We start from the raw sequence: 20,450 nt of genomic DNA, 5'->3' as shown, positions 1-20,450 counted from the left end.
TATTAAGTACCATGAATCTATTTAGATAAAACTTGTTAACCCCCAGCGACTCAACATAAAAACACTGATTCCTGCGACCAGGGTAAATAGCAGAGAGTTTTTCCACCAGGCAACAATGATGGCTGCGACTGCCGCTATTAACGCAGGGTTGTGAATAGAAAGGTTAAGCGTTTGCTGCTCTGATGACAGAATCGCTGGCGCAATAATGGCACTGAGTACGGCAACAGGCACAAAGCTCAGTGCTTGCTGGGTATTTGTTGATAGACGAACTTGTTGTGCCGCTAAAAAAAGTAGACTACGAATGAGGTATGTAACAGCACACATGCCAGTAATTAATAGTACTTCAAACACGTTGACTTCTCTCCAGTAATTTAGTGGTACTAATACCCATCATTACACCTGTCACTGCGGCAGCAATCAGCCCTAACTGATGAGGCCATTGTTGGCCAATAATAGCGACCACAGCGGCACTAATAGCGGCAGTGAGCATAGGTGCTGATCGTAACTGGGGAATAAGCAAGCCTATAAAGGTAATAGGCATAGCGATTTCTAAACCTAATTGATCAATGGCTGGGAGTGTCTGGCCTAAGTGTAGACCCAAGAATGTAGCTATTTGCCAGCAAAAATACAGGGTAAACATTGAGCCTAAGTACAGCCAGTGTTGGTATTGGTTTGTTAAGGCATCACTATTAGCAACTGATTGCAGCTGATCTATGTTTTGTAATTTGGCTGTATGGCTTGATACCACCGCAAACGTTTCATCTGTGAGACCAAAAGCCATTAATGCCCGCCAGCGAAAGTTTAAGGACTTAACCATAGGCAACAGGGATGCTGCATAGAGTAAGTGCCGGAGATTGACGATGGCTGTAGTGAGAATAATTAATTCCAGACTAACACTACTGGCCAGGAGTCCTATGGCAATAAACTGACTGGAACCTGCAAACACAAAGAGGGACATAGCAAGTGTAGCCCATTCACTCAGGCCACTTTGCAACGCAAGTGTTCCATAAATAATGCCAAAAGGAAGTGCACCAATTACGAGTGGGATGGTTTGGTGCATGCCTGATATAAAAGCATGCTTGTGATAATTTGTTTGATTGGTAACGAATGAGTTGGTTGTGTTCATAAGATTTACAGCTCAATTAACAACATTGTTTTTTGATTTTTTAGCGTAAGGTTTTTTTCATATAAATATCGGCTCTGGGAAATTCAGGTAGGCCATCAATAGGACCTGTTTCTTTGAAGCCTAACTCTCGATATAAGTGAAGTGCTGCTTTAAGCTGGCGATTGCTTTGGAGCACCAGGCATTGGGCACCGACCATGGTTGCCATGCTGATAGCGTATAACATGAGGCGGCGACCAATACCCAGCTGTTGATGTGTTTCTTCAACAGCGAGTTTAGAAAGCTCAAAGATATCTGAAGTTATTCTTTTTAAAGCTACGGTGCCAATGGGTTGGTAATCTGCTGCAGCGAACAGGATATAGCCACCATCATTCAGGTAATACTCTTCTGGGTGGAATAGTGCGTATTTGTCCAGCGCGGTGACAGAGAAGTAATGTTCTAGCCATTGTAAATTCAGCACTGCAAACGGCTCACGCCATTCAGGCTGCCAACCAGATAGTTTTATTTCTGCAGGGCTGGAATTGGTTTGGGATACGTTATCTTGGATATGATTGAGTTTAGCAAGCCAGGCTTGTTGCAAAGAGTTTTGATTGATTGCCTGTTCCATTGCAGAAATCGCAGGTAACAGTAAAAAGCCTTGCTGACTACCAAATTGTTGCAGTGTTGAATGCATTGCTTGCCACAGTGGTATAAGTGATTGATAAAGTTGGTTGGCTTGTGGCGTCAATTCAAGTAATTGTCGTCTTTCATCGTTTGAGTCTGGTTGTTTGATAGCTAATTTTGATTTCACCATCATGTTAGCCATTTGACTAACCGCAGCATGGGTAACGCCTAATGCTTGACTGAGCTCGCTGATACTATTGGGGCCATGACGATAAAGCAGTTGTAGTAGTGGAAATAGACGAGGGTTAAAGTCGATATTTAACGTTTTATAGGTTTGCGTTACTTCGCTAATAAGCTGATCACTCAGCCGCTTTAGGCGGCTACCTAGTGCTAAATAATCCAGTTCTGCAAGGAAATCCATATTACTTACCTTTAACCCTTCTTTGATGTGCTCACTACTTGGTACTTATCAAAACAAAACGTGTTACGTTTGCGAGCTTTTTCATTCGCTTATCCGCATTTTTGGGACTATGCTTCATGATGTTAAAGCAATTACGTAAGTGCTTATATAATTACTTTAATTGATTACATATCATTCTGCAATCTTACTCAGGCAAGGATGCAGATGTTTTTCGTTGTTTACGTAAACGGTTCCAACCATCGAGGGTAAACAAAGCCAAAGCAAACCAGATCAGGCTGAATGAAAATAAGCGTGTGAGAGATAAAGGCTCCTGGTAGATTACAATCGCTAAAAAGAAGGTAAAGGTAGGTCCGATATATTGTATAAATCCCAATGTACTAAGTGGAATCCGAGTTGCTGCAGCGGTAAATAATAAAAGGGGAATCGTTGTAACCACCCCTGCTAAGCTCAGCATAAAGCCATCGTAAAATGAGGATGTAAATACTGTTTGGCTGGTGTAGTTGGAGTATAGGCAGTAAGTCAACGCAACTGGCAGTAATACCAAGGTTTCCACTGCCAGGCCTGCAACTGCGGGTGCTTGTGCCTTTTTACGAATTGCGCCATAGCAGGCAAATGAGGTTGCAAGAATCAGGGCAATCCAGGGCAATCGTCCTAACTGAATAAGTTCAATAACAACGCCTAAGCAAGCAATCGACACAGCAATCCACTGAGCTTGAGATAACTGTTCACGAAACAACATAAAACCAAACAGCACGGTTACCAAAGGGGTAATGAAGTAACCTAAGCTCGTTTCCAATATTTGTCCATTGGTGACAGCCCAAATAAATATTAGCCAGTTCCCACCTATGAGTATGGCTCCGCCTACTAATAGCAGTAACTTGCGACGATCGTTGATGATTTCTTTTAGTGTGTGCAATTGTTTTTGAATGACCAATACTAATGTCAATAAAAGAACTGACCAAATCACACGGTGGCTAATGATTTCAAAAGAAGATGCGTGTCCAATTTGCTTAAAGTAAATAGGGGAGAGTCCCCACCAAACAAAGGCACTAATAGCACACAGTGTTCCTGTGCGTGATGCAGCCATAACAATAACTCCTAAGTACTACAAACCTATATTCTATATCCTCAGAAGGATTCATCAGGGAATATTGCCATAACCTTCTTGAGTTAAGCCTTTTATGCTTAGTAGGCTTTTTTGGCAAGACCCTAAATAATGACCGTTGAGGGAGTAATCAACTGTGGGGGTATTTTGTGCATCAGATGTCAATGGTTTTATACAGGAAAAAAGCCTGTAGTAGCATACATAACCATTTGTGTATCTGTGCTAATATTCTTGACCTTATGATGATATCATCACATTGAATATACCTTTGTATTGAATATTGTTTAATTAATTGAATGGGGCTAAATAAGTACTTGTACTAAACTCTCATAGGATAGCTTTTCATTGGCTAAGATTTGACTATAATGGCGCCGCCAAAATAATCCAAAGCACAGGTTTGTGCTCAAAAATATCTAACTTAACAATTTCATATATACATATATTAAATGGCTGCAACTAACCCTTGGTTTTTTTGCTCATGGTGTGTTCCGAGCTGGTAAAGCGTAGTGTGCCCGGATAACTCATTCACAAGGGCGTAATATCACTAGCCAGCGATAAAACCAGGCAAGGGGTTGTTGTTTAAAAATAGTTTCTTCGAGTTTCTGTATTGCTATAGCGATCCATTGGAAGGCTTTTTGCGCTCAGAGAGCCATAGGTCTTTTCTCAATGAGTCAAGATAAAGTCACTACGATGTAAAGTGTGAAGCATAATTTTGAGCCTTTTTTATACGTAGTGCTTATTCAAAAGGATCTCTTTAGCAACCTGGGTGTTTGGATTACACCTTTATAAACATGTGCGATAGACATTAATGCGTTTTGCTATCTTGCATTCACAGTGAGTGGTTTAACTCCCCATGGAGCAGGATATAAGTATTTGCGTCACCTGTAAACCGGGTATTTAGGTATTCAGCTATGGTATTGGATCAGTTGTCGTATAATGAATTATTAGAGTTTGTGCTGCTTTGCATAACCTCGTTGTTTACTATGATAAACCCGCTAAGTATTACGCCCATTTTTGTAGCGATGACTCATGATCTTGAGCCTAGTGATGCTCGTCATGTAGCTTTAAAAGCCACAATTACTGCTGCGGTGATATTAGTGTTGTTTGCGTTAACAGGGCAGTTTATTTTTAAAGTATTTTCAATTTCAGTTGATAGCCTGAAAATTGTGGCTGGTGTACTGTTTTTTTTGATGGGCTATGAAATGGTTCAAGCTCGGCTTAGTCGCACCAAGTTTGATAAGCGTAGCCTTGAAGATACTGAAGAGTATACGAACGACTTAGCAATTACTCCTTTGGCGATTCCATTGATTTCGGGGCCTGGTGCAATTGCTACGGTGATTATTTTAATGAGCCAAAGTAATCACATGTTGTATTATAGTATTTTATTTTTAAGCATTATGGGAGTATGTGGGGTTACCTATATCTTCTTATTATTTGCTAAACCTATCATGAAGTGCTTAGGGGAAAGTGGAAATAAGGTTTTAATGCGTATTATGGGATTGATAGTGATGGTGATTGCCGTAGAGTTTTTCTTTGGTGGACTTAAACCCATTTTACAATCAATCCTAATGATTAACCCACAAGCTTAATGTTTTCACCATAAAGGCTTTCCCATATTTGAAAGAGTGGGCTATTTCCATTGAGATGAGCCCACAAACAATCCTTCTTCTCATCTTAATCCGCTGAAATGTTGGTCAGTCCGGATATTCCAACCCCTTTATTTACATATCAATTCAATGAATGATACGAAGCTGCTAGGTGTATTAATTATCTTTCTTAACAGGATACAGCCGTGTCATATGGGGGGAAATATTTATCAGGCGACGATGGGCTAATGGACCATGGATAAACTGTAACGCTTCTTCAAGTTTGGAAAAGGTGAACTCATGATAACGGCAACAGCGATTGCTATCACGAAATTCTACAAATACTTGATAGCGAGGGAGACTAAATTTTTGGGGTTGTTTAAGCCAGGCTTGGGAAATCCAGACAAACAATGAGCAATCATAATGCTGGTGATGGATAAACCAGTTCATCGACGCTTGATCGCGAAGTGTTAGGACAGGTGTCGTCTTTTTGGGATGTGGTGCGTACTGGCTTACCACAAAATCACACTGCATGGTGTTCTCCTAGCCTATTAGAGAACTGACGCTGATTAAGGGGCCTATTTTAATTGCCTAAGGGCCACATCTCCGCATTACGGAATCCACCTTGCCTAGGAATAGCAGGTTGGCGAGGACGTCAGTCCTACTCTTGATGTTACTTACTGGTCTAAGCATTACATTGGTGACACCATTACATTTAGGTACTAAATGATGTCACAAAAAATTGTTGCTATAAGCAGCATTTAATGATCGCTAATTAAATCAGGGTTCTTAAGTTCTGACAAGTTATCCTTGTTAAGAGTGATGTTTCATGTGTTGCATTTGTCACTTTGGGTGTGGAAAGGTAAAAAAGTTTTAGTGAATGGCTGAGATTATTTGCGTAGTGTCTACGCTTGAATTTAGTCAAGTGTTTACCTGGGAGAGGGTGCAATTACAAGGGTTCTCAGCTAACATACTGGGTTTGGCTTAAATAGCCTCTATTCAATTCAAGAAGTGCACAGCGGAAAAATCTTTGCATGAGTTATCAGGTACTGGCACGTAAGTGGCGACCACGCACATTTAAACAACTTGTAGGGCAATTGCATGTGCTTAAGGCACTGGTCAATGCGCTAGACCATGATCGCTTACACCATGCCTATTTGTTTACAGGTACGCGAGGGGTAGGAAAGACTTCGATTGCCCGTATCCTCGCTAAAAGCTTGAACTGTGAACAAGGCGTTAGTTCTGAACCCTGTGGGCAATGCGACGCCTGTCGTGAAATTGATGAGGGCCGTTTTGTTGATTTAATTGAAGTGGATGCAGCATCGCGGACCAAAGTCGAAGATACCCGTGAACTGTTGGAAAATGTTCAATATGCCCCCACCCGTGGCCGCTACAAAGTCTATTTGATAGACGAAGTTCACATGCTGTCTGCCCATAGTTTTAATGCGTTACTGAAAACTTTAGAGGAACCACCGCCTCATGTTAAGTTTTTACTGGCAACAACAGATCCCCAAAAATTACCTGTCACTATACTTTCTCGTTGTTTGCAGTTTGCGCTGAAAAATATGTCGCCTGAGCGAATTGTGGGCCATTTACAGTTTATTCTGGCTGAAGAAAATGTGAGTTTTGATATATCGGCGCTTTGGCAGTTGGCTCGGGCGGCAGATGGTAGTATGCGGGATGCGCTTAGCTTAACTGATCAGGCCATCGCATTTGGTAGTGGCGAAGTTCGCGAGTCAGAAGTTGCTACTATGTTAGGGACGATTGATCCTCACCAGGTTTTTCATGTTGTGGAAGCGCTTGCCGAAGGCAATATACAACAACTGTTGAATACTATTGCGCATCTTGCTGAATTTGCACCTGACTACACAAGTGTACTAGCGGATTTATTGTCTGTTTTGCATCGTATTGCTTTAGCGCAAATGGTTCCGGATGCGGTAGATAATAGTCAAGGTGATCAACAGCGGTTATTAGCATTAGCAGCAAAAATGACTGCTGAAGATGTTCAGCTTTATTATCAAATTGGCCTCCTAGGACGGCGTGACTTACCATTAGCCCCTGATCCTCGAGGAGGGTTTGAAATGGTCATGCTCCGTATGCTGGCATTCCGTCCAACACCTGTAGAAGGACCGCCTCAACAGGCATTAGTGAAGACCTCGGATGGGCAAACAGCAGACGCTCATGTCGCATCAATGGAGGTTTCAGCCACATCACTCGTTGATGATGTACAGCAGGATTCCCCTACTGCGGAGATACCGCTGCCCCCAAAGTCATCACTGAGAAGTCATCTGGTTGAACAACCAGAGGCTTCACCAGCACCAGAAGGTACTTTCAATCCTCTTGATAACGTTAATGCATCAGAAAATCGAGATGCTTCTCAGAATAATAGTAGGTTACAGGTTCGTGCTGCAACGGCTACAGAGACGGCAACGACTCAACAGGTGGGTCTGCATGATATTGAAGCCAGTGCGCCACCATTAGGTGAATCTTCAGAACAAACATCTTTTCAACCTAATCCTTTACAGCAACCTGTAGATAAGCTCAGTGCTGGAGAATCAGGTAGATCTGAGTTAAATAAACAAGTTGCCCAGACAGTAGCGCAGCACGTCAGTGAAATTCAGATCAATACGAGTGTGGCCAGAGCACTTTCGAGCATGTCACCTGAGCAATGGCCTGAACTCTTTTGGCTGTTAGGGCTGGGTGGTGTGACCCAAACCTTAGGTTCTCATATGGCGCTCATGAGTATGGATCAAAATCTGTGGACATTGGTGTTAGACGAAAAACAGTCCATGCTATTTAGTGATACTCACCAGTCTCGTATTGAGCAAGCTATCAGCAAGTGGTTTGGTGAATCCGTTCGTTTACAGATTTCAACTGATGAAGTGACAGAAATGACACCTGCCCGCTGGGCGCAGGAAAAGAAAGCCAAGCGCCTGGCAGAGGCCAAACAAAGTATTGAAAATGATCATATTGTCCAGGCGTTGTTAGCACAGTTTTCTGCTACAATCGTGGAACAATCGATCACCCCGATAGATGAGAAGAATTAAATACTTACCATAACCCGTTTATTGAGGTACGTATGTTTAAAGGTGGTATGGATAATCTAATGGGCCAGTTACAACAGGCTCAGGAAAAATTGCAAGAGCAGATGAAAAAAAACCAGCAAGAGCTGGAGCACTTGGAGATAAAAGGTGAGTCTGGTGCTGGTATGGTCGCTGTGGTTATGAATGGTCGTTATGATGTGCGCCGAGTAACAATAGACCCAAGTTTACTTAAAGAAGAAAAGGAAATGCTTGAGGATCTTATTGCCGCAGCAGTAAACGATGCCGTTCGCAAAGTGGAAGCAGAAAGTCAAAAACGCATGGGTAGTTTAACCGATGGACTTGGGCTGAATATTCCCGGTGGCTTTAAGCCTTTTTAATGAGTGTTACTGGCGATTTGCTTTTAGCTTTTGGAATTAAAAAATGGCTTTTAGTCCCCTGATTAAACAATTAATTGATGCATTACAGTGCTTGCCTGGTATTGGGCCAAAATCAGCGCAGCGTATGGCACTTCATCTACTGGAACGTGATCGTAAAGGTGCAGAAAGAATTGTGGCCAGTTTGGCCACTGCATTGAGTGAAGTGGGTCACTGTCGTTCATGCCGAACCCTGACAGAGCTAGACTACTGCTCAATTTGCGCTGATCCCAAACGTGATGAAAGCATATTATGTGTCGTTGAAAGTCCTGCAGATATGCTAGCGATTGAACAGGCAGGGGGATATCGAGGCCATTATTTTATTCTTCAGGGACACCTTTCCCCCATTGATGGGATTGGCCCTGAAGAAATTGGTGTTGATGACTTATTAACTCAGCTTCAACAACGGGCTGTTGGGGAAATGATATTAGCCACCAATCCAACGGTTGAAGGCGAAGCAACTGCTCACTTTATTGCTCAACAGGCTATGTCATTGGGCATTAAAGTGACTCGAATTGCACATGGTGTTCCAATGGGTGGTGAACTTGAATACGTTGATGGTGGCACATTACTTCATGCTTTTGCGGGACGAAAACAAATGGGACTGGGTGAATGACAAACTGCCCAGTACATTGGGTTGATACGCCTGCAGCGTTGGCGGCTATGGTCGCTGACTGTTTAGCGGCTGACGTCATTGCGCTGGATACTGAATTTGAGCGAAGTCATACTTTTTTTGCTCAGCCTTGTCTTATCCAGTTATGTGATGGACAGAAAGTATACTTACTTGATCCCATTGCTATTTCTGATTTAACCCCTTTAGGTGCGCTTTTGGTCGAGCCTCGCATTATTAAAGTATTACATGCGTGCTCTGAAGATCTGCAATTGTTACAGCGCACGGTACAGCAGCTACCTCAACCCCTTTTTGATACGCAGTTAGCGGCAGCGCTTGTCGGACTTGGTCATAGTGTGGGGTATCAGCGATTGGTAGCAGAGATGCTAGGCATGTCGTTGGGTAAAGCGGAAACCCGGTCAGATTGGCAGGAGCGTCCGCTTACACCTGCGCAACAACAATATGCGATAGATGATGTATGGTATTTACACCAGTTATATTATGCTTTGTGTAAACAGTTAGATGTACTAGGTCGTACGCAGTGGGTTTTGGATGATGGCACCGCACTTTGTGCCGAATATCAGGTAGTGACAGCAGTTACAGAATATTACCGTCAGGTAAAACAGGCTTGGCGTTTGTACCCTCGAGAGTTAGCAATATTGCAACTGCTAGCAGCCTGGCGTGAGCAGCAACTATTAGTTCGTGACATTCCGCGAAACCATTTGTTAAGTGATCAGCTGTTATGGCTAATTGCCCGTCGGAAGCCTCGCTATAAAGCGCAACTGGCAACATTTAAAGGCATCAAGGCGAGTGTTATTAAGCGAGATGGCGATGCTATTTTAAGTTGTGTTAAGCAGGGACTGACTAAGCCTGAAAAAAATTTACCTGACCGTCTCCCTAAACCACTTCCCCCTTCAAGTAAGCGTTATGTTAAGAAAGGTAAGCTGTGGTTAGCCACTAAAGCGGAAGTTCTGCAGATTCCTGTAGAAGTGTTAATGCCCAAAAAAGCCTTTCAAGCTTTAATTTGTTCTGGGTTGTATGATGATGACTTTCGTTGGTCAATGGATTTCGAAAATTGGCGATATCATTGTTTTGGCCAGGAACTGGTGGCATATTTAAATGAGATTAAACAAGGTTTAGAGTCGTGATAGTGGATAAAGTCATTGTTGCTGTTTACAAAAGTCGTCGCAAAGATGAAACCTATCTTTATGTTAAAAAACAGGATGGATTAACAAAAATTCCTGAGTCGCTATTAACCATTTTTGGGGATCCTGAGCCTGTGATGACGCTGTTATTGCATTCAGGTAAAAAACTTGCTCGCGTTAGTGTAGGTCAAGTACTAGAAGCACTTACTGAACAAGGCTTTTATCTACAAATGCCGCCTCCAAAAGATGAGTATTTAGTGACGTTACCTGATGAATTTCTGTGTTTTAATGATCCGGAATAAATATAAATAATGACTGATGTAATGATTCCATTCTGGCAACAGAAATCATTAAAACAGTTTTCCAAAGAAGAATGGGAATCTGTATGTGACGGCTGTGGTCTATGCTGTTTACACAAGCTTGAAGACGAAGATGATGGGCAAGTGTATTACACACAAATTGCTTGTCGACTTTTGGATGACGATAGTTGTCGTTGTCAGAAGTACGAACAGCGTACTCATCATATTCCTGAGTGTACAGTACTCTCGCCAGAGTACATCGCTGAGTTTCACTGGTTGCCACCCACCTGTGCCTATCGCTTACTCGCAGAGGGCAAACCTTTACCTGCCTGGCACCCATTAGTGACAGGGCGCGCTGAAAGTATTCATGAAGAAGGTGTTTCTGTTAAAGGGAAAACGCTTTGTGAAACACAAATTCCTGAAGAAGACTGGCAAGATTACTTAATTCATTGGGTCGAATAGAAAGTATTAATATTATTTATTCTTATTGCCTGCCTATGATACACAATATTTATGTAGGTTATTTCTGATATTTTTTTCTTAGAAATTTTTCTAATGCTGTCGAGTCTTATCGTCAGCATAAAATGCTTATTTCATATGTTTTGACTTTAAAGTCGTATAAATACCTTCAAGTATGCATTAGATAACTTGTTATCAGCGCTTAGTAGTTAAGCTTTCAGGGAACGATTCCAATTATAGGAAAGCTGAGTAGACTATTATAAAAAAGCCAAGAGGCAATTATTACTCTTCAATATGTAATGAATTTATTGTTAGTTGTTAACAGTATTTAAGTTAGTTTGGGAAATATTATTAAGCTTATTATCACGGGTGTTATAGTGGGGATTAAATGGAATTAAATGCTATAAAAAACACATTGGTCAGTGTTTTAGCCTTTAGTGCTTCAATGTTTGTTTATGGTGAAAATAATGCGCTTTCGGCTAAGCCTCCATATGCCATTGTGGACAGTGGAGTGACAGATTTTTATAACAATCATGCGATGATATCCAAGCCTAAATCAGGTGAAGCATTTTATGGTCAGGATGCTCATTATCAGATTAATACACCTAACTACACTGATAACGGAGATGGTACTATAACTGATAATGTGACGGGGCTTATGTGGCAAAAAAATATGGGGGAAAAAATAATATTTAGTGACGCTTTTAAGTATGCTAAAAAACTAAAGTTAGGTGGATATTCTGATTGGCGAGTACCTACAATTAAAGAATTGTATTCTTTAATTCAGTTTACTGGCAGTGTAAGAGGGCAAAGAGCCATTAAGCCTTTTATCGATACTCGTTATTTCAATCAGCCTCTGGGTAATAGCCGTAGGGGGGAGCGTGAAATTGATGCACAAACCTGGAGTTCCACTGAGTACGTGGCTAGGACGATGGGTAATGACGAAACTGTGTTCGGTGTTAATTTTGTCGATGGTAGGATAAAAGGGTATCCTAAATTTCACCCTCGACGGCGGCAGGCAAATAAAATGTATTTCCGCTTTGTGCGCGGAAATAAAGCATATGGTAAAAACAACTTTGTTGATAATAAAGATGGAACCGTAACAGATGTTGCTACTGGGTTGATGTGGCAAAAAGACGACAGTAGACGTGGTATGGCGTGGGGTCAGGGGTTGCAGTACGCTGAAAATTTAAAGTTAGCAGGTTATGATGATTGGCGATTACCCAATGCAAAGGAATTGCAAAGTATTGTTGATTATTCGAAATCACCTCAAACACATGGCTCTGCAGCGATTAATTCTGTTTTCAAAGTCTCCAAATTGAATGCATCCAGGGAAAAAAATCAGTTTCCTTATTATTGGACAAGTACAACCCATTTGGATGGTAGAAATTTGTATGATTCTGCTGTGTATATAGCCTTTGGTGCTGCATTAGGCCGTATGCATGGTCGTATTATGGATGTCCATGGTGCAGGGGCGCAGCGAAGTGATCCTAAGTCAGGAAATGCTAATAATTATCCGCGCTACTTTGGGCCACAGGGCGACTTACAGCGAGTCTATAATTATGTAAGGTGTGTCAGGTCAGCGTATTGAATGTGAGATTTTCTTGAATATATTGCCGGAAAATAAATCGATTCTGGCAACAGGGCACCTCTAAATTTTTAGAGGTGCCCAGCAATTAATGATGATTTAAAATGACATGATCTTGGCTTCTTAATAGGATGAACTAATTAAGAATAAGGTTAAAAATAGTCAGGAGTATCAGTTGTTGTTGTGTGAGTTGAATTCATATTACATGCTCTAAACTGAATACCATACTGATGGGTAAGTTTGCCATCTATAGTATCTGTAGTAATTAAGCCTCTAGCATTGGTATTTCCATTATTATTAACCCGCAGCTCTGTTGATACAACCACTGGCTCTTTGGCTCCACAGCTTGACCAAACAACAGAGTGTAAGCCTAAACGATCACTGATCAGGTAATTATCATCATAAGGACCATTAAACTCGGTCTTTAAACGGGCTTCTTGAGGGTAACCAGCAAAGAAATAACGTGATTGCTGAAGCGCGTTTACGCCCTCTTCAAGTGCAGCATATCCTCGATAATTGACATCAACGATAGTAAAAGCGTAGCCATTAGGAATATTAAGTTGTGCGGTAAGCGTACAATTTTTACGGCCTTCTCGGTTTGGGATATTAGGGCCTACTTCAGCAATATAAGCATCAAAACCTAACACAAATGATTTTCCATCAGGTGCAACTGTGGCTGCGACGGTTCCAGATGGACAGCCTGAGCCAGAGTTTTTAACTATATCGATAGTGACAGGGATGTTGTTGCTGGCTAAAGCTGAGGTTGCTAGTGCTAATGCTGGTAATAATAAAAAGGTTTTGTGGATTAAGTGTTTTGATATTTTCATGGTCATCTTTCCTTGATGTAGATGTTAATAAAGTTCTATTGTAGGTTGATTTAAACTCTACGATAAACTAAGGGGCCAGGGAAATGGTTTTTCTGACTGATTAGGAAAAAGTTGGTTGTTTCGTTAAACAGTGGTTAACAAGTATCGTTACAGCATCACTTTTTAAAACCCATTGTTTAACTTGGGTAAGAGGTTACAATAAAATATATGTAAGAATTGAATGAGTGAGGTGAATTTTGTATTGAAGATTTATTAGTATTTAATGTTTTTGATGTCGTAAATTGTCGTAGTTAATGGGATTTAGTAAGGGTGAACGATAAAGATGTTTATGGAATAGTGTTTTAAACAAGTATTCGGTTTTTGTAATATGTTTAATAAAGCTATTCTTAGTTTGTCAGAAGTGTTTACTAAGGGTATTTTGTTAAAGGTGTATTAAGAATGCTTCAACCACAAATATTAATATTTCCTATGTTTGTTGGATTATTATGGACAACAAATGTGTCTTATGTATACGCTAAGGAAGTAAAAATATGTGACGATGATGTTGAATATCCACCTTACACTTATTATGAACGAATAAATAACAAGGTTTCAAAAAAAATAATAGGTATTACCAATGATACGTTGACAGTTGTTTTTGAAGCACTTAATTTGAACTATCATATTGATCATATTCCTTGGAAGAGGTGTTTATTTGAAGTTGCTAAATTCAATAAACGAAAACGTTATGAGATGTTTTCTACAGGTTCGTATACGTTAGAAAGGGCTGAAAAGTACTACGTGACTTCTCCTTTTAGTGAAATTTATCCTGCTGTTTTTTATTCTAATGCACATTTCACTGCGGATATAAATGTTGATAATATAGAAATATTGCAAAAATTTGATTCAGTATGTGGTGTTTTGGGATACTTTTATAAAGAGTATGGTTTAACCCGTGAGTCAGATTTTATCCGCGTGCCAACAATAATCGCTGGTTTTAAAATGCTAGAGTCAAATCGATGTCAAATTATGCCTTTAGCAATACAAGTTGGTTATGGATTAAAACTTATCGAAAAGCATAATGTACCTGAGACAATTAGAGCAGCACGAATTAAAGTGATTAAGTCTGAAACACTTCACTTTTTTATATCAAAAAAATCTCCGCGCGCTTTTGAACTTTATACAAAAATAAATCATGAATTATTACGTTTAAAATATGAAGGTGTGTTGGATGAAATTCATGCTAAGTATGAAACGTTATATACGCAATGAATAAGTATGCTTTGTTAAATCTATGTTTAGAATACTTTTTCTTGTGATATTATTGCTGCTGTATCATTTTTCCTAAATAGTGAGAAAGAATATTATCAATGGTTCCATCTTGAATCATTGCTTGATGAGCTTCGTCAAAACGTTTGACGAGGTCGCTGGCATGTCCGAACTTAGAAAATCCCATATGGCTTGGAATGCGTTCAAGATCCACCAAAAGCGATAATTGATCACTCTGTCCTAAGCGTTTCAATAAGTAAGCTACAACGTTTTTATCATCAACTAAAATCTGACAACGGCTATGGAGTATTTTTTGAATATTTTGTAATGAGGAATTTGCAAGATCAACGTAAGGGAGGGTGCCATTAAGCTCCGCCTGATCAAAAACAGGGCCTGAACTGTAACCACGCACACGGCAAAAATGATATTGTCCCAAAAGCGCAAGGTCACCATCAAAATGGATATCATGATTAGCGTGTATGAATAATGATTTATATTCATATGTTAAAGGTTTAGCTGAATACGCTGTGAAATAAATCCGGTCATCAGTAATAAACATAGGGAATAACCCATCGCCTTTACCTGTTTTCATCTCATGCAGGGAGAGCCCAGGGTTGAACGACTAACTCGTATTTTTGTTTCATTCTCGCCATAGTTTCTTTAACTATATCGACGACAAAACCTTTAACTTCACCTGACTCAACATAAGCGTATGGAGGAAAGGACAAGGTTAATAAACGAATCGTTTCAGCATGAAGTTGACAGGAGAATATTAGGGTAAAGAGTAGCAATCGTTTTAACATTGTGTATTTCCATTATTTAATACTTATACACGTAATTCACTTAGCTAAAGTTTCACCATTTCAGTATCAAAAAAGGGGCTTTTTTGTTACTGAAATGGTGAAACTTTAGTTGCATAGATACTTGCACTAATAACAGGAGACATCAACATGGTCAGTGCGTTAAAGCTGCTGAGTAGACCATTGACCCTAACTAAGTGCTCTCTGGGCACCATTAAGGGAATCATTGCATTAACAGCAGGGGTTTGAATGCCTGTGCCTAATGAGCGGAAAATCAAGGCAAGAAATAATAACCAGATTGATTTAAAGCCCAAAATAAATGAAATAAAAATCATTGCTGTTGCTAATGCAATTAACCCATCAGACATCATATTGACTCGTTTTTTATCAAACCGGTCTAACCATGGGCCGGCATAAAAAGAAATGGCGATTTGCGGGAGGAACCCGCAAATCGTTGAGATAGCCACCATAGCGCCTGAAGAAGTATTGATGACAATATGCCAAATGATGGCATGCTGAACAATGGATGATCCTAACAGTGATATAAATTGAGCAGAAAGAAATAACACTGTAGTTTGCTTCCAATATGATGAAATTGGAATGTTTTCGCTCATAAGTATTACCTTTGTACAAACTCAGTGATATTCAGCTCGTGGTCGATCCATGCAGAATAAAAGTCCACTTCGTGACAAACCAGAATTACACTACCTTTAAAGTTTTGTATGGCTTTTTTAAGGTTCTCTTTGGCATGTGCATCAAGATGCGTCGTTGGCTCATCAAGAATTAATATGCTCCTAGGAGAAGCCATTAAATGACATAATTTAACCCGTGTCTGTTCTCCACCACTTAGAGAGTGAACAGGTTGTACCGCTTGATCGTCCTTGATTCCACAACGAGCAAGTAAGCTACGAATTGCACCAGGCTTAAGGTTTTGATGCCACTGAGCTATTAATTGTAAGGGACTCAACTGAGGAGAGTCCCAGTGTAAATCCTGTCTGAAATAGCCAATGACTGTTTGCGGACCATACTGATATGAGCCCGACAGAGCTGAAACTTGATGGACCAATGTTTTTAATAATGTTGATTTACCAATACCATTAAAGCCTTTGATTGCCAGCTTTTCACCCGTAGCCAGCGACAAGGTTATCGCAGGTAAAAGAGAGTGGTTATAGCCTACTTCAAGTTGTTTTGTCGTTAACGCTTCGTGTCCAGCAAGTTTGGAAGCGGGAAAGTCAAAATCAAGCTTTTCATGAAGAACAGGGTGTTCTTGTAAGGTAATTCTTGCTAGCATTTTCTTTCGGCCTTTTGCTATTCGAGCATTCACTCCGGCAGCATTTCGGTTTATGTAGTTTTCAAGTTTAGCTTTTTTCTGTTTTAATTTTTCATGTTTAACAACACTGTGTTGGATCGCTTGTTCTTTTTGAGTAAGAAACGCTGAATAATTCCCTCGATATTTTGTTAGTTTACGGTTGTCGATATCACATATTGATGTAACGATTTTATCCAAAAAACGTGTGTCATGTGATACCAGAATTAATGCGCCTTTATATCCAGTGAGGAAAATTTCTAACCACTTAATATGCTGCACATCGAGGAAGTTTGTGGGTTCATCGAGCAGCAGTACATCAGGTGATTCAATCAGCAATTTCGCTAAAATAACTTTCGCGCGTTGTCCTCCGCTTAAACGACCTATTTGAGTATTTAGCCCAAAAGCATTGAGACCTAAGCCAAGAACAACTTTGGCAATTGTATTTTCAGCGGTGTAATAACCTTCTTGCTCAAGTAAAAGCTGAATATTCGCTGCTTTTTTATAAGCTTCATCTGTCTTATTGGTCGGAGGATTAGAATAAAGTTCGATCATTTGGTCTTCAAGTTTTGCCAAATGAGCAAACGCAGTGTGCAAGTATTCAATAACAGTTAACGAATCATCGATTTGGGCATGTTGATCAAGATAGCCTACTTTACTATTGGACTGCCAATGTACATTGCCACTATCAGCCGTTATTTCTGCAGTGATTATTTTTAATAGCGTACTTTTTCCTGTGCCATTTTTACCGACTATGCCCATATGTTCATTTTTATGTAGTGTCAGGCTTGCTTCGTGATATAGCATCTTACTTGCTATCTGGTAATTAAGTTCAGTTACACATAAAAGGCTCATTTCAACAACTCCAAAAAAAGCGAAGGGTTTGCATTATCTGCAGACCCTTTGCTTTGAATTGCTTAAAAAAAACAACTGTTGCGATTCCTTTTCAGGAATAAAAAAAGGGTCCATGACGAAACGTCATGGACCCTTTTTAATCTCCTTTTTCAAGTCAAACACAAGCCTACACAATAGTGCATTCCAAGTGTATGAGTTGATGAAGATTATTAAAGCTTTTTGCTTTCAGGCTCCGAGCAACGCTTCATCAGGCATTTGCGCGGAGCAACGTCGAGTGACGAAGCATTTGAAAAGGATATAAAGCATATTATGTTGTAACGATTTGCTAATTAGGTTGTTTTATTATTTAAATGGTTGTTTATTATCTAAACAGCGACAAAAATTTTCGCAATTTTATATCAAAGCCATTTAAAATAGCAAATTTTTAGCTGATAGCTTAAAAATTAAGCTGCATGTAATAGCATTTGCTTTCTCATGTCCGCAATCATTTTGTATCCCATCGCCACTAATGTCAGCGTAGGATTGGCTGCAGGTAAGGTGGGTAGAATGGCATTACTCAAAATATACACGTTATTAACACCATGTACTGTAAAGTCTGTATTTACCACACCTTGCTCAGGCGAGTGAGCCATACGACAGGTACAGGCTGCATGATCCCCACGTTGTGGGTAAGTACCTGTACGTATATTTTCTAGCCCCATTTTTTTTAGGACAGAATGCATCTGTTCTACATAAAAATCAGCAATATTAGGGTCATACATTGCTTTTGGTGTGTCGATAATCGTTTTAGGGAGAAAATGTTTTGTCCACTCTTTGTCTGGATAAACACGGTTTTCCCAGAAGGGAAGTGGTTCTAGATTGCCAAAGAGCTGTAATGTTTTCTGACCTGAGATTTGTGCTTGAATAGCTTCTGGTGATTTACCTGCTAACATGGATGTCACGAAATCAATACGGGCGCTATCATTATCCATAGCCATAAAGAATTTACCTTGTGTTTGAAAGGCTTTGCTATCAAAGTGCCGACTGGCAAAGGTAGGAAAGCCTAGTTCACATTGGTAATGGTTGGCTGATGTTGTTTGTCCTGCGGCATAGAAAAATGGATTAGCTGAAAGGTAACGACCCACTAAATCATGGTTATTACCTATCCCTTGCGGCCAGAATTTATTACGTGAGTTGAGTAGTAATTTAGGCGCCTCCAATGCTCCGCTACAGATAAAAACGGCATCTCCTTCCAGATGTTTTACACGTTGTTGCTTAATATCGTAATAACTTACACCTTGTACTGTATCTTGGGCAGACATGAGCAACTTGATGACGGGAGACTCAAGACGAAGCTCAAAGTTACTTTGGGGGTCCAGTGTGCGAAAGGGTTGCATGCCGTTAAATTTACCGTCTACAGGACAGTAATTACAGGTTCCTGCTGTTAGGCACTTGCCATGTCCATTTTCTGCTTTACCGTAGCGGGTAATGGGTAAGTGTTGATAGGATAAACTTAAAGTATCAAAAGCTTTAATAAAAGGCTTTGCAACCAAGGGGTAAGGTGCTGCTTCATAAGGAAAAGGGCGACTGCGTGGTGGGTTTTGATTTTGAGAGTCACCCGTGACTCCTAAATAAGTTTCGGCTTCGCAGTAGTAAGGTTCAAGCTCATCATAGTTAAATGGCCAGTCAATTCCACGCCCAGTATTTTGATGAAGCTCAAAATCTTCTGGTTTAAACCGCGGTAACCAGCCGCCAAAATGTAATGTTGAGCCGCCTTTGCCAAAAATACGGCTGCCATTTAAGTACCAAGGCTGGATACCCTTGGCAGTGAAGTCTTCTTCGGTATCGTAATGGGACTCGTAGGGTGCTGATCCACCAGTAACGTAATGTAACCACTGGCCATAATCGCCCATTTTAAATTCTGGACCTGCTTCCAGCATAATGACTTTTTCATATAGTTTATACTGCAACAGTTGTGTAGCAATAAAAGTACCAGCAACTCCAGAGCCAATCACAATAGCTGTTTTCTTATACATCATCATTTATTGTCCTGTAGGGGGTTGGCTGATCAAGATAGCCTCTTGTAATATGACCATTAATGTTCAGTAATCCATAAGCCTGGTAGCCTGTACGAGTGATATAAAGTTGTAGTAACTCTTTAGCGGCTAACTTTAGATGTGAGTCTTCTTTGGCGTCATTCGCTATCGACAGCAGTTTGGTCACAGCCTTTGTGTTGTCATGATAAGTGTTAAATAGAATTCGATAGTGATTGATAAGTGACTGATAAATTTCATAATATTTATTGTCGATGTCAAGTTTAACATTGATAAAGTACTTAACCGTACTAAGGGTAATGGTTTCACCTCCCCAATATTGGGTGAAGTAATTTACAATGTTTTCAATGATACAATACTCTTTTTCATTAAAGCGCTTAGCGTTTGTTTTTTCTTTGCTTATTGCTGGTGGAACTGCCAACATACTCAGTAAAGTTATTGACGAAGCATTAAACTGTCGCCTAGTAAATTTCACTGTTCTTCTCCTTGCACCATTTTAAAAAGTAATTTGTACATATCGTTTGTTCGTAGTTATTATTGCTTTCTAACCTCGAAAATAGTATGTGAAATGGATAATTAGTATATAAACCAATGTATCAGGCTAAAGTAAACATCCAGGTCAGGCGTGAATATAGCTTTGAGCTGAAAATTGTTTACATTTTGGTTTGCAATAGTAAAAAATGCCAAATAGTATTGACTAAATATCAGGCTGTTTAGTGAGTAAACTACAGTATATTTATTGGCTGAGTATGCGATTATTAATATACGACATATAATGAATACCTCTGAATATGATGATGTTTAGGGATTAGATAAATGTCAAGACTTGATAGGATATATTTTGGGTTGGCTATGATTGAGGAGAGCATATCAAAAGTTAATGATACGTAAAAAATACGTATTTTTTGCTTGTTTTAAGAGTTTTAATGCTACTAAGTTATTTGATATTAGACTTTAGTATAATAGTCAGATATATATTAATTGT

General features: G+C 40.0%; 21 protein-coding genes and 1 riboswitch. Of the genes, 9 read left to right on the top strand and 12 right to left on the bottom strand.

Features of this window, described 5'->3' with window-relative positions; all coding sequences use genetic code 11:
* Window positions 1-21: 21 nt before the first annotated feature.
* The 4 genes from KCG35_RS15380 to rarD form a co-directional block, all read right to left on the bottom strand.
* Complete coding sequence (locus KCG35_RS15380; protein ID WP_215820676.1) at window positions 22-351, bottom strand: AzlD domain-containing protein; 330 nt, start codon at window positions 349-351, stop codon at window positions 22-24.
* Window positions 344-1,126, bottom strand: coding sequence for an AzlC family ABC transporter permease (locus KCG35_RS15375; protein ID WP_215820675.1), 783 nt, complete (start codon window positions 1,124-1,126; stop codon window positions 344-346). Before KCG35_RS15375 ends, KCG35_RS15380 begins: the two co-directional genes overlap by 8 nt.
* A 40-nt stretch (window positions 1,127-1,166) precedes the next feature.
* Window positions 1,167-2,147 (bottom strand): bifunctional helix-turn-helix transcriptional regulator/GNAT family N-acetyltransferase, encoded by a 981-nt coding sequence (locus KCG35_RS15370; RefSeq protein ID WP_215820674.1) that lies wholly within the window; start codon window positions 2,145-2,147, stop codon window positions 1,167-1,169.
* A gap of 184 nt (window positions 2,148-2,331) precedes the next feature.
* A complete protein-coding gene (rarD, locus tag KCG35_RS15365; protein WP_215820673.1) occupies window positions 2,332-3,234 on the bottom strand; it encodes an EamA family transporter RarD in 903 nt (300 codons plus the stop codon).
* Between the two features lie 929 nt (window positions 3,235-4,163).
* Here rarD and KCG35_RS15360 point away from each other — a divergent pair.
* Window positions 4,164-4,841: a MarC family protein gene (locus KCG35_RS15360; protein ID WP_215820672.1), complete on the top strand. Its 678-nt coding sequence runs from the start codon at window positions 4,164-4,166 to the stop codon at window positions 4,839-4,841.
* A gap of 174 nt (window positions 4,842-5,015) precedes the next feature.
* Here the strand turns inward: KCG35_RS15360 and KCG35_RS15355 are convergent, their stop codons facing one another.
* Window positions 5,016-5,372 (bottom strand): hypothetical protein, encoded by a 357-nt coding sequence (locus KCG35_RS15355; protein WP_215820671.1) that lies wholly within the window; start codon window positions 5,370-5,372, stop codon window positions 5,016-5,018.
* 39 nt (window positions 5,373-5,411) lie between these two features.
* A riboswitch (SAM-I-IV-variant riboswitch) is annotated at window positions 5,412-5,517 on the bottom strand.
* A gap of 355 nt (window positions 5,518-5,872) precedes the next feature.
* Here KCG35_RS15355 and dnaX point away from each other — a divergent pair.
* The 7 genes from dnaX to KCG35_RS15320 all read left to right on the top strand — a co-directional run bounded on the left by dnaX (window position 5,873) and on the right by KCG35_RS15320 (window position 12,399).
* Window positions 5,873-7,885 carry a DNA polymerase III subunit gamma/tau gene (dnaX, locus tag KCG35_RS15350; protein ID WP_215820670.1) on the top strand — a complete coding sequence of 671 codons (2,013 nt, stop codon included), beginning with the start codon at window positions 5,873-5,875 and terminating at the stop codon, window positions 7,883-7,885.
* A 32-nt stretch (window positions 7,886-7,917) separates the two neighbouring features.
* Window positions 7,918-8,259: a YbaB/EbfC family nucleoid-associated protein gene (locus tag KCG35_RS15345; protein WP_215820669.1), complete on the top strand. Its 342-nt coding sequence runs from the start codon at window positions 7,918-7,920 to the stop codon at window positions 8,257-8,259.
* Window positions 8,260-8,302: 43 nt separating this feature from the next.
* The gene (recR, locus tag KCG35_RS15340) at window positions 8,303-8,911 is read left to right on the top strand and encodes a recombination mediator RecR (protein ID WP_215820668.1); all 609 of its coding nucleotides are present in this window, start codon (window positions 8,303-8,305) and stop codon (window positions 8,909-8,911) included.
* Window positions 8,908-10,053: a ribonuclease D gene (gene rnd / locus KCG35_RS15335; RefSeq protein WP_215820667.1), complete on the top strand. Its 1,146-nt coding sequence runs from the start codon at window positions 8,908-8,910 to the stop codon at window positions 10,051-10,053. The genes recR and rnd overlap by 4 nt, the downstream gene beginning before the upstream one ends.
* On the top strand, window positions 10,050-10,352 hold the full coding sequence (locus tag KCG35_RS15330; protein ID WP_309227400.1) for a YcgL domain-containing protein: 303 nt from the start codon (window positions 10,050-10,052) through the stop codon (window positions 10,350-10,352). The genes rnd and KCG35_RS15330 overlap by 4 nt, the downstream gene beginning before the upstream one ends.
* Window positions 10,353-10,361: 9 nt before the next feature.
* On the top strand, window positions 10,362-10,811 hold the full coding sequence (locus KCG35_RS15325; RefSeq protein ID WP_215820666.1) for a YcgN family cysteine cluster protein: 450 nt from the start codon (window positions 10,362-10,364) through the stop codon (window positions 10,809-10,811).
* A 385-nt stretch (window positions 10,812-11,196) separates the two neighbouring features.
* Window positions 11,197-12,399, top strand: coding sequence for an Lcl C-terminal domain-containing protein (locus KCG35_RS15320; RefSeq protein WP_215820665.1), 1,203 nt, complete (start codon window positions 11,197-11,199; stop codon window positions 12,397-12,399).
* A 149-nt stretch (window positions 12,400-12,548) separates the two neighbouring features.
* Here the strand turns inward: KCG35_RS15320 and KCG35_RS15315 are convergent, their stop codons facing one another.
* Complete coding sequence (locus tag KCG35_RS15315; protein ID WP_215820664.1) at window positions 12,549-13,223, bottom strand: DUF4360 domain-containing protein; 675 nt, start codon at window positions 13,221-13,223, stop codon at window positions 12,549-12,551.
* Between the two features lie 438 nt (window positions 13,224-13,661).
* Between KCG35_RS15315 and KCG35_RS15310 the strand changes: the two genes are divergently transcribed.
* Window positions 13,662-14,474: a substrate-binding periplasmic protein gene (locus tag KCG35_RS15310; protein ID WP_215820663.1), complete on the top strand. Its 813-nt coding sequence runs from the start codon at window positions 13,662-13,664 to the stop codon at window positions 14,472-14,474.
* Window positions 14,475-14,523: 49 nt separating this feature from the next.
* Here the strand turns inward: KCG35_RS15310 and KCG35_RS15305 are convergent, their stop codons facing one another.
* From KCG35_RS15305 to KCG35_RS15280, 6 genes are all read right to left on the bottom strand, one after another.
* Entirely contained in the window at window positions 14,524-15,063 is a 540-nt protein-coding gene (locus tag KCG35_RS15305; protein WP_215820662.1) for a substrate-binding periplasmic protein, read from the bottom strand.
* Between the two features lies 1 nt (window position 15,064).
* Complete coding sequence (locus KCG35_RS26690; protein ID WP_215820661.1) at window positions 15,065-15,274, bottom strand: transporter substrate-binding domain-containing protein; 210 nt, start codon at window positions 15,272-15,274, stop codon at window positions 15,065-15,067.
* An 86-nt stretch (window positions 15,275-15,360) separates the two neighbouring features.
* Complete coding sequence (locus tag KCG35_RS15295; RefSeq protein WP_215820660.1) at window positions 15,361-15,885, bottom strand: MFS transporter; 525 nt, start codon at window positions 15,883-15,885, stop codon at window positions 15,361-15,363.
* Window positions 15,886-15,890: 5 nt separating this feature from the next.
* Window positions 15,891-17,432, bottom strand: a complete 1,542-nt coding sequence (locus tag KCG35_RS15290) for an ABC-F family ATP-binding cassette domain-containing protein (protein ID WP_215820659.1) — start codon at window positions 17,430-17,432, stop codon at window positions 15,891-15,893.
* Window positions 17,433-17,875: 443 nt separating this feature from the next.
* Entirely contained in the window at window positions 17,876-19,453 is a 1,578-nt protein-coding gene (locus KCG35_RS15285) for a GMC oxidoreductase (protein ID WP_215820658.1), read from the bottom strand.
* Entirely contained in the window at window positions 19,440-19,940 is a 501-nt protein-coding gene (locus KCG35_RS15280; RefSeq protein WP_215820657.1) for a hypothetical protein, read from the bottom strand. Before KCG35_RS15280 ends, KCG35_RS15285 begins: the two co-directional genes overlap by 14 nt.
* Between the last annotated feature and the right edge of the window lie 510 nt (window positions 19,941-20,450).

The organism is Zooshikella harenae (assembly GCF_018837975.1).
GTDB lineage: Bacteria > Pseudomonadota > Gammaproteobacteria > Pseudomonadales > Zooshikellaceae > Zooshikella > Zooshikella harenae.
This window is presented reverse-complemented; position numbering and strand designations above follow the sequence as displayed.

Coding starts and splice junctions, on each gene's coding strand:
- KCG35_RS15360 (WP_215820672.1), top strand. CDS start 4,164: ATGGTATTGGATCAGTTGTCGTATAATGAATTATTAGAGTTTGTGCTG.
- KCG35_RS15305 (WP_215820662.1), bottom strand. CDS start 15,063: ATGAAAACAGGTAAAGGCGATGGGTTATTCCCTATGTTTATTACTGAT.
- recR (WP_215820668.1), top strand. CDS start 8,303: ATGGCTTTTAGTCCCCTGATTAAACAATTAATTGATGCATTACAGTGC.
- KCG35_RS15310 (WP_215820663.1), top strand. CDS start 13,662: ATGCTTCAACCACAAATATTAATATTTCCTATGTTTGTTGGATTATTA.
- KCG35_RS15345 (WP_215820669.1), top strand. CDS start 7,918: ATGTTTAAAGGTGGTATGGATAATCTAATGGGCCAGTTACAACAGGCT.
- KCG35_RS15375 (WP_215820675.1), bottom strand. CDS start 1,126: ATGAACACAACCAACTCATTCGTTACCAATCAAACAAATTATCACAAG.
- KCG35_RS15325 (WP_215820666.1), top strand. CDS start 10,362: ATGACTGATGTAATGATTCCATTCTGGCAACAGAAATCATTAAAACAG.
- rarD (WP_215820673.1), bottom strand. CDS start 3,234: ATGGCTGCATCACGCACAGGAACACTGTGTGCTATTAGTGCCTTTGTT.
- KCG35_RS15295 (WP_215820660.1), bottom strand. CDS start 15,885: ATGAGCGAAAACATTCCAATTTCATCATATTGGAAGCAAACTACAGTG.
- KCG35_RS15355 (WP_215820671.1), bottom strand. CDS start 5,372: ATGCAGTGTGATTTTGTGGTAAGCCAGTACGCACCACATCCCAAAAAG.
- KCG35_RS15320 (WP_215820665.1), top strand. CDS start 11,197: ATGGAATTAAATGCTATAAAAAACACATTGGTCAGTGTTTTAGCCTTT.
- KCG35_RS15290 (WP_215820659.1), bottom strand. CDS start 17,432: ATGAGCCTTTTATGTGTAACTGAACTTAATTACCAGATAGCAAGTAAG.
- KCG35_RS15285 (WP_215820658.1), bottom strand. CDS start 19,453: ATGATGATGTATAAGAAAACAGCTATTGTGATTGGCTCTGGAGTTGCT.
- KCG35_RS15315 (WP_215820664.1), bottom strand. CDS start 13,223: ATGAAAATATCAAAACACTTAATCCACAAAACCTTTTTATTATTACCA.
- rnd (WP_215820667.1), top strand. CDS start 8,908: ATGACAAACTGCCCAGTACATTGGGTTGATACGCCTGCAGCGTTGGCG.
- KCG35_RS26690 (WP_215820661.1), bottom strand. CDS start 15,274: ATGTTAAAACGATTGCTACTCTTTACCCTAATATTCTCCTGTCAACTT.
- KCG35_RS15370 (WP_215820674.1), bottom strand. CDS start 2,147: ATGGATTTCCTTGCAGAACTGGATTATTTAGCACTAGGTAGCCGCCTA.
- dnaX (WP_215820670.1), top strand. CDS start 5,873: ATGAGTTATCAGGTACTGGCACGTAAGTGGCGACCACGCACATTTAAA.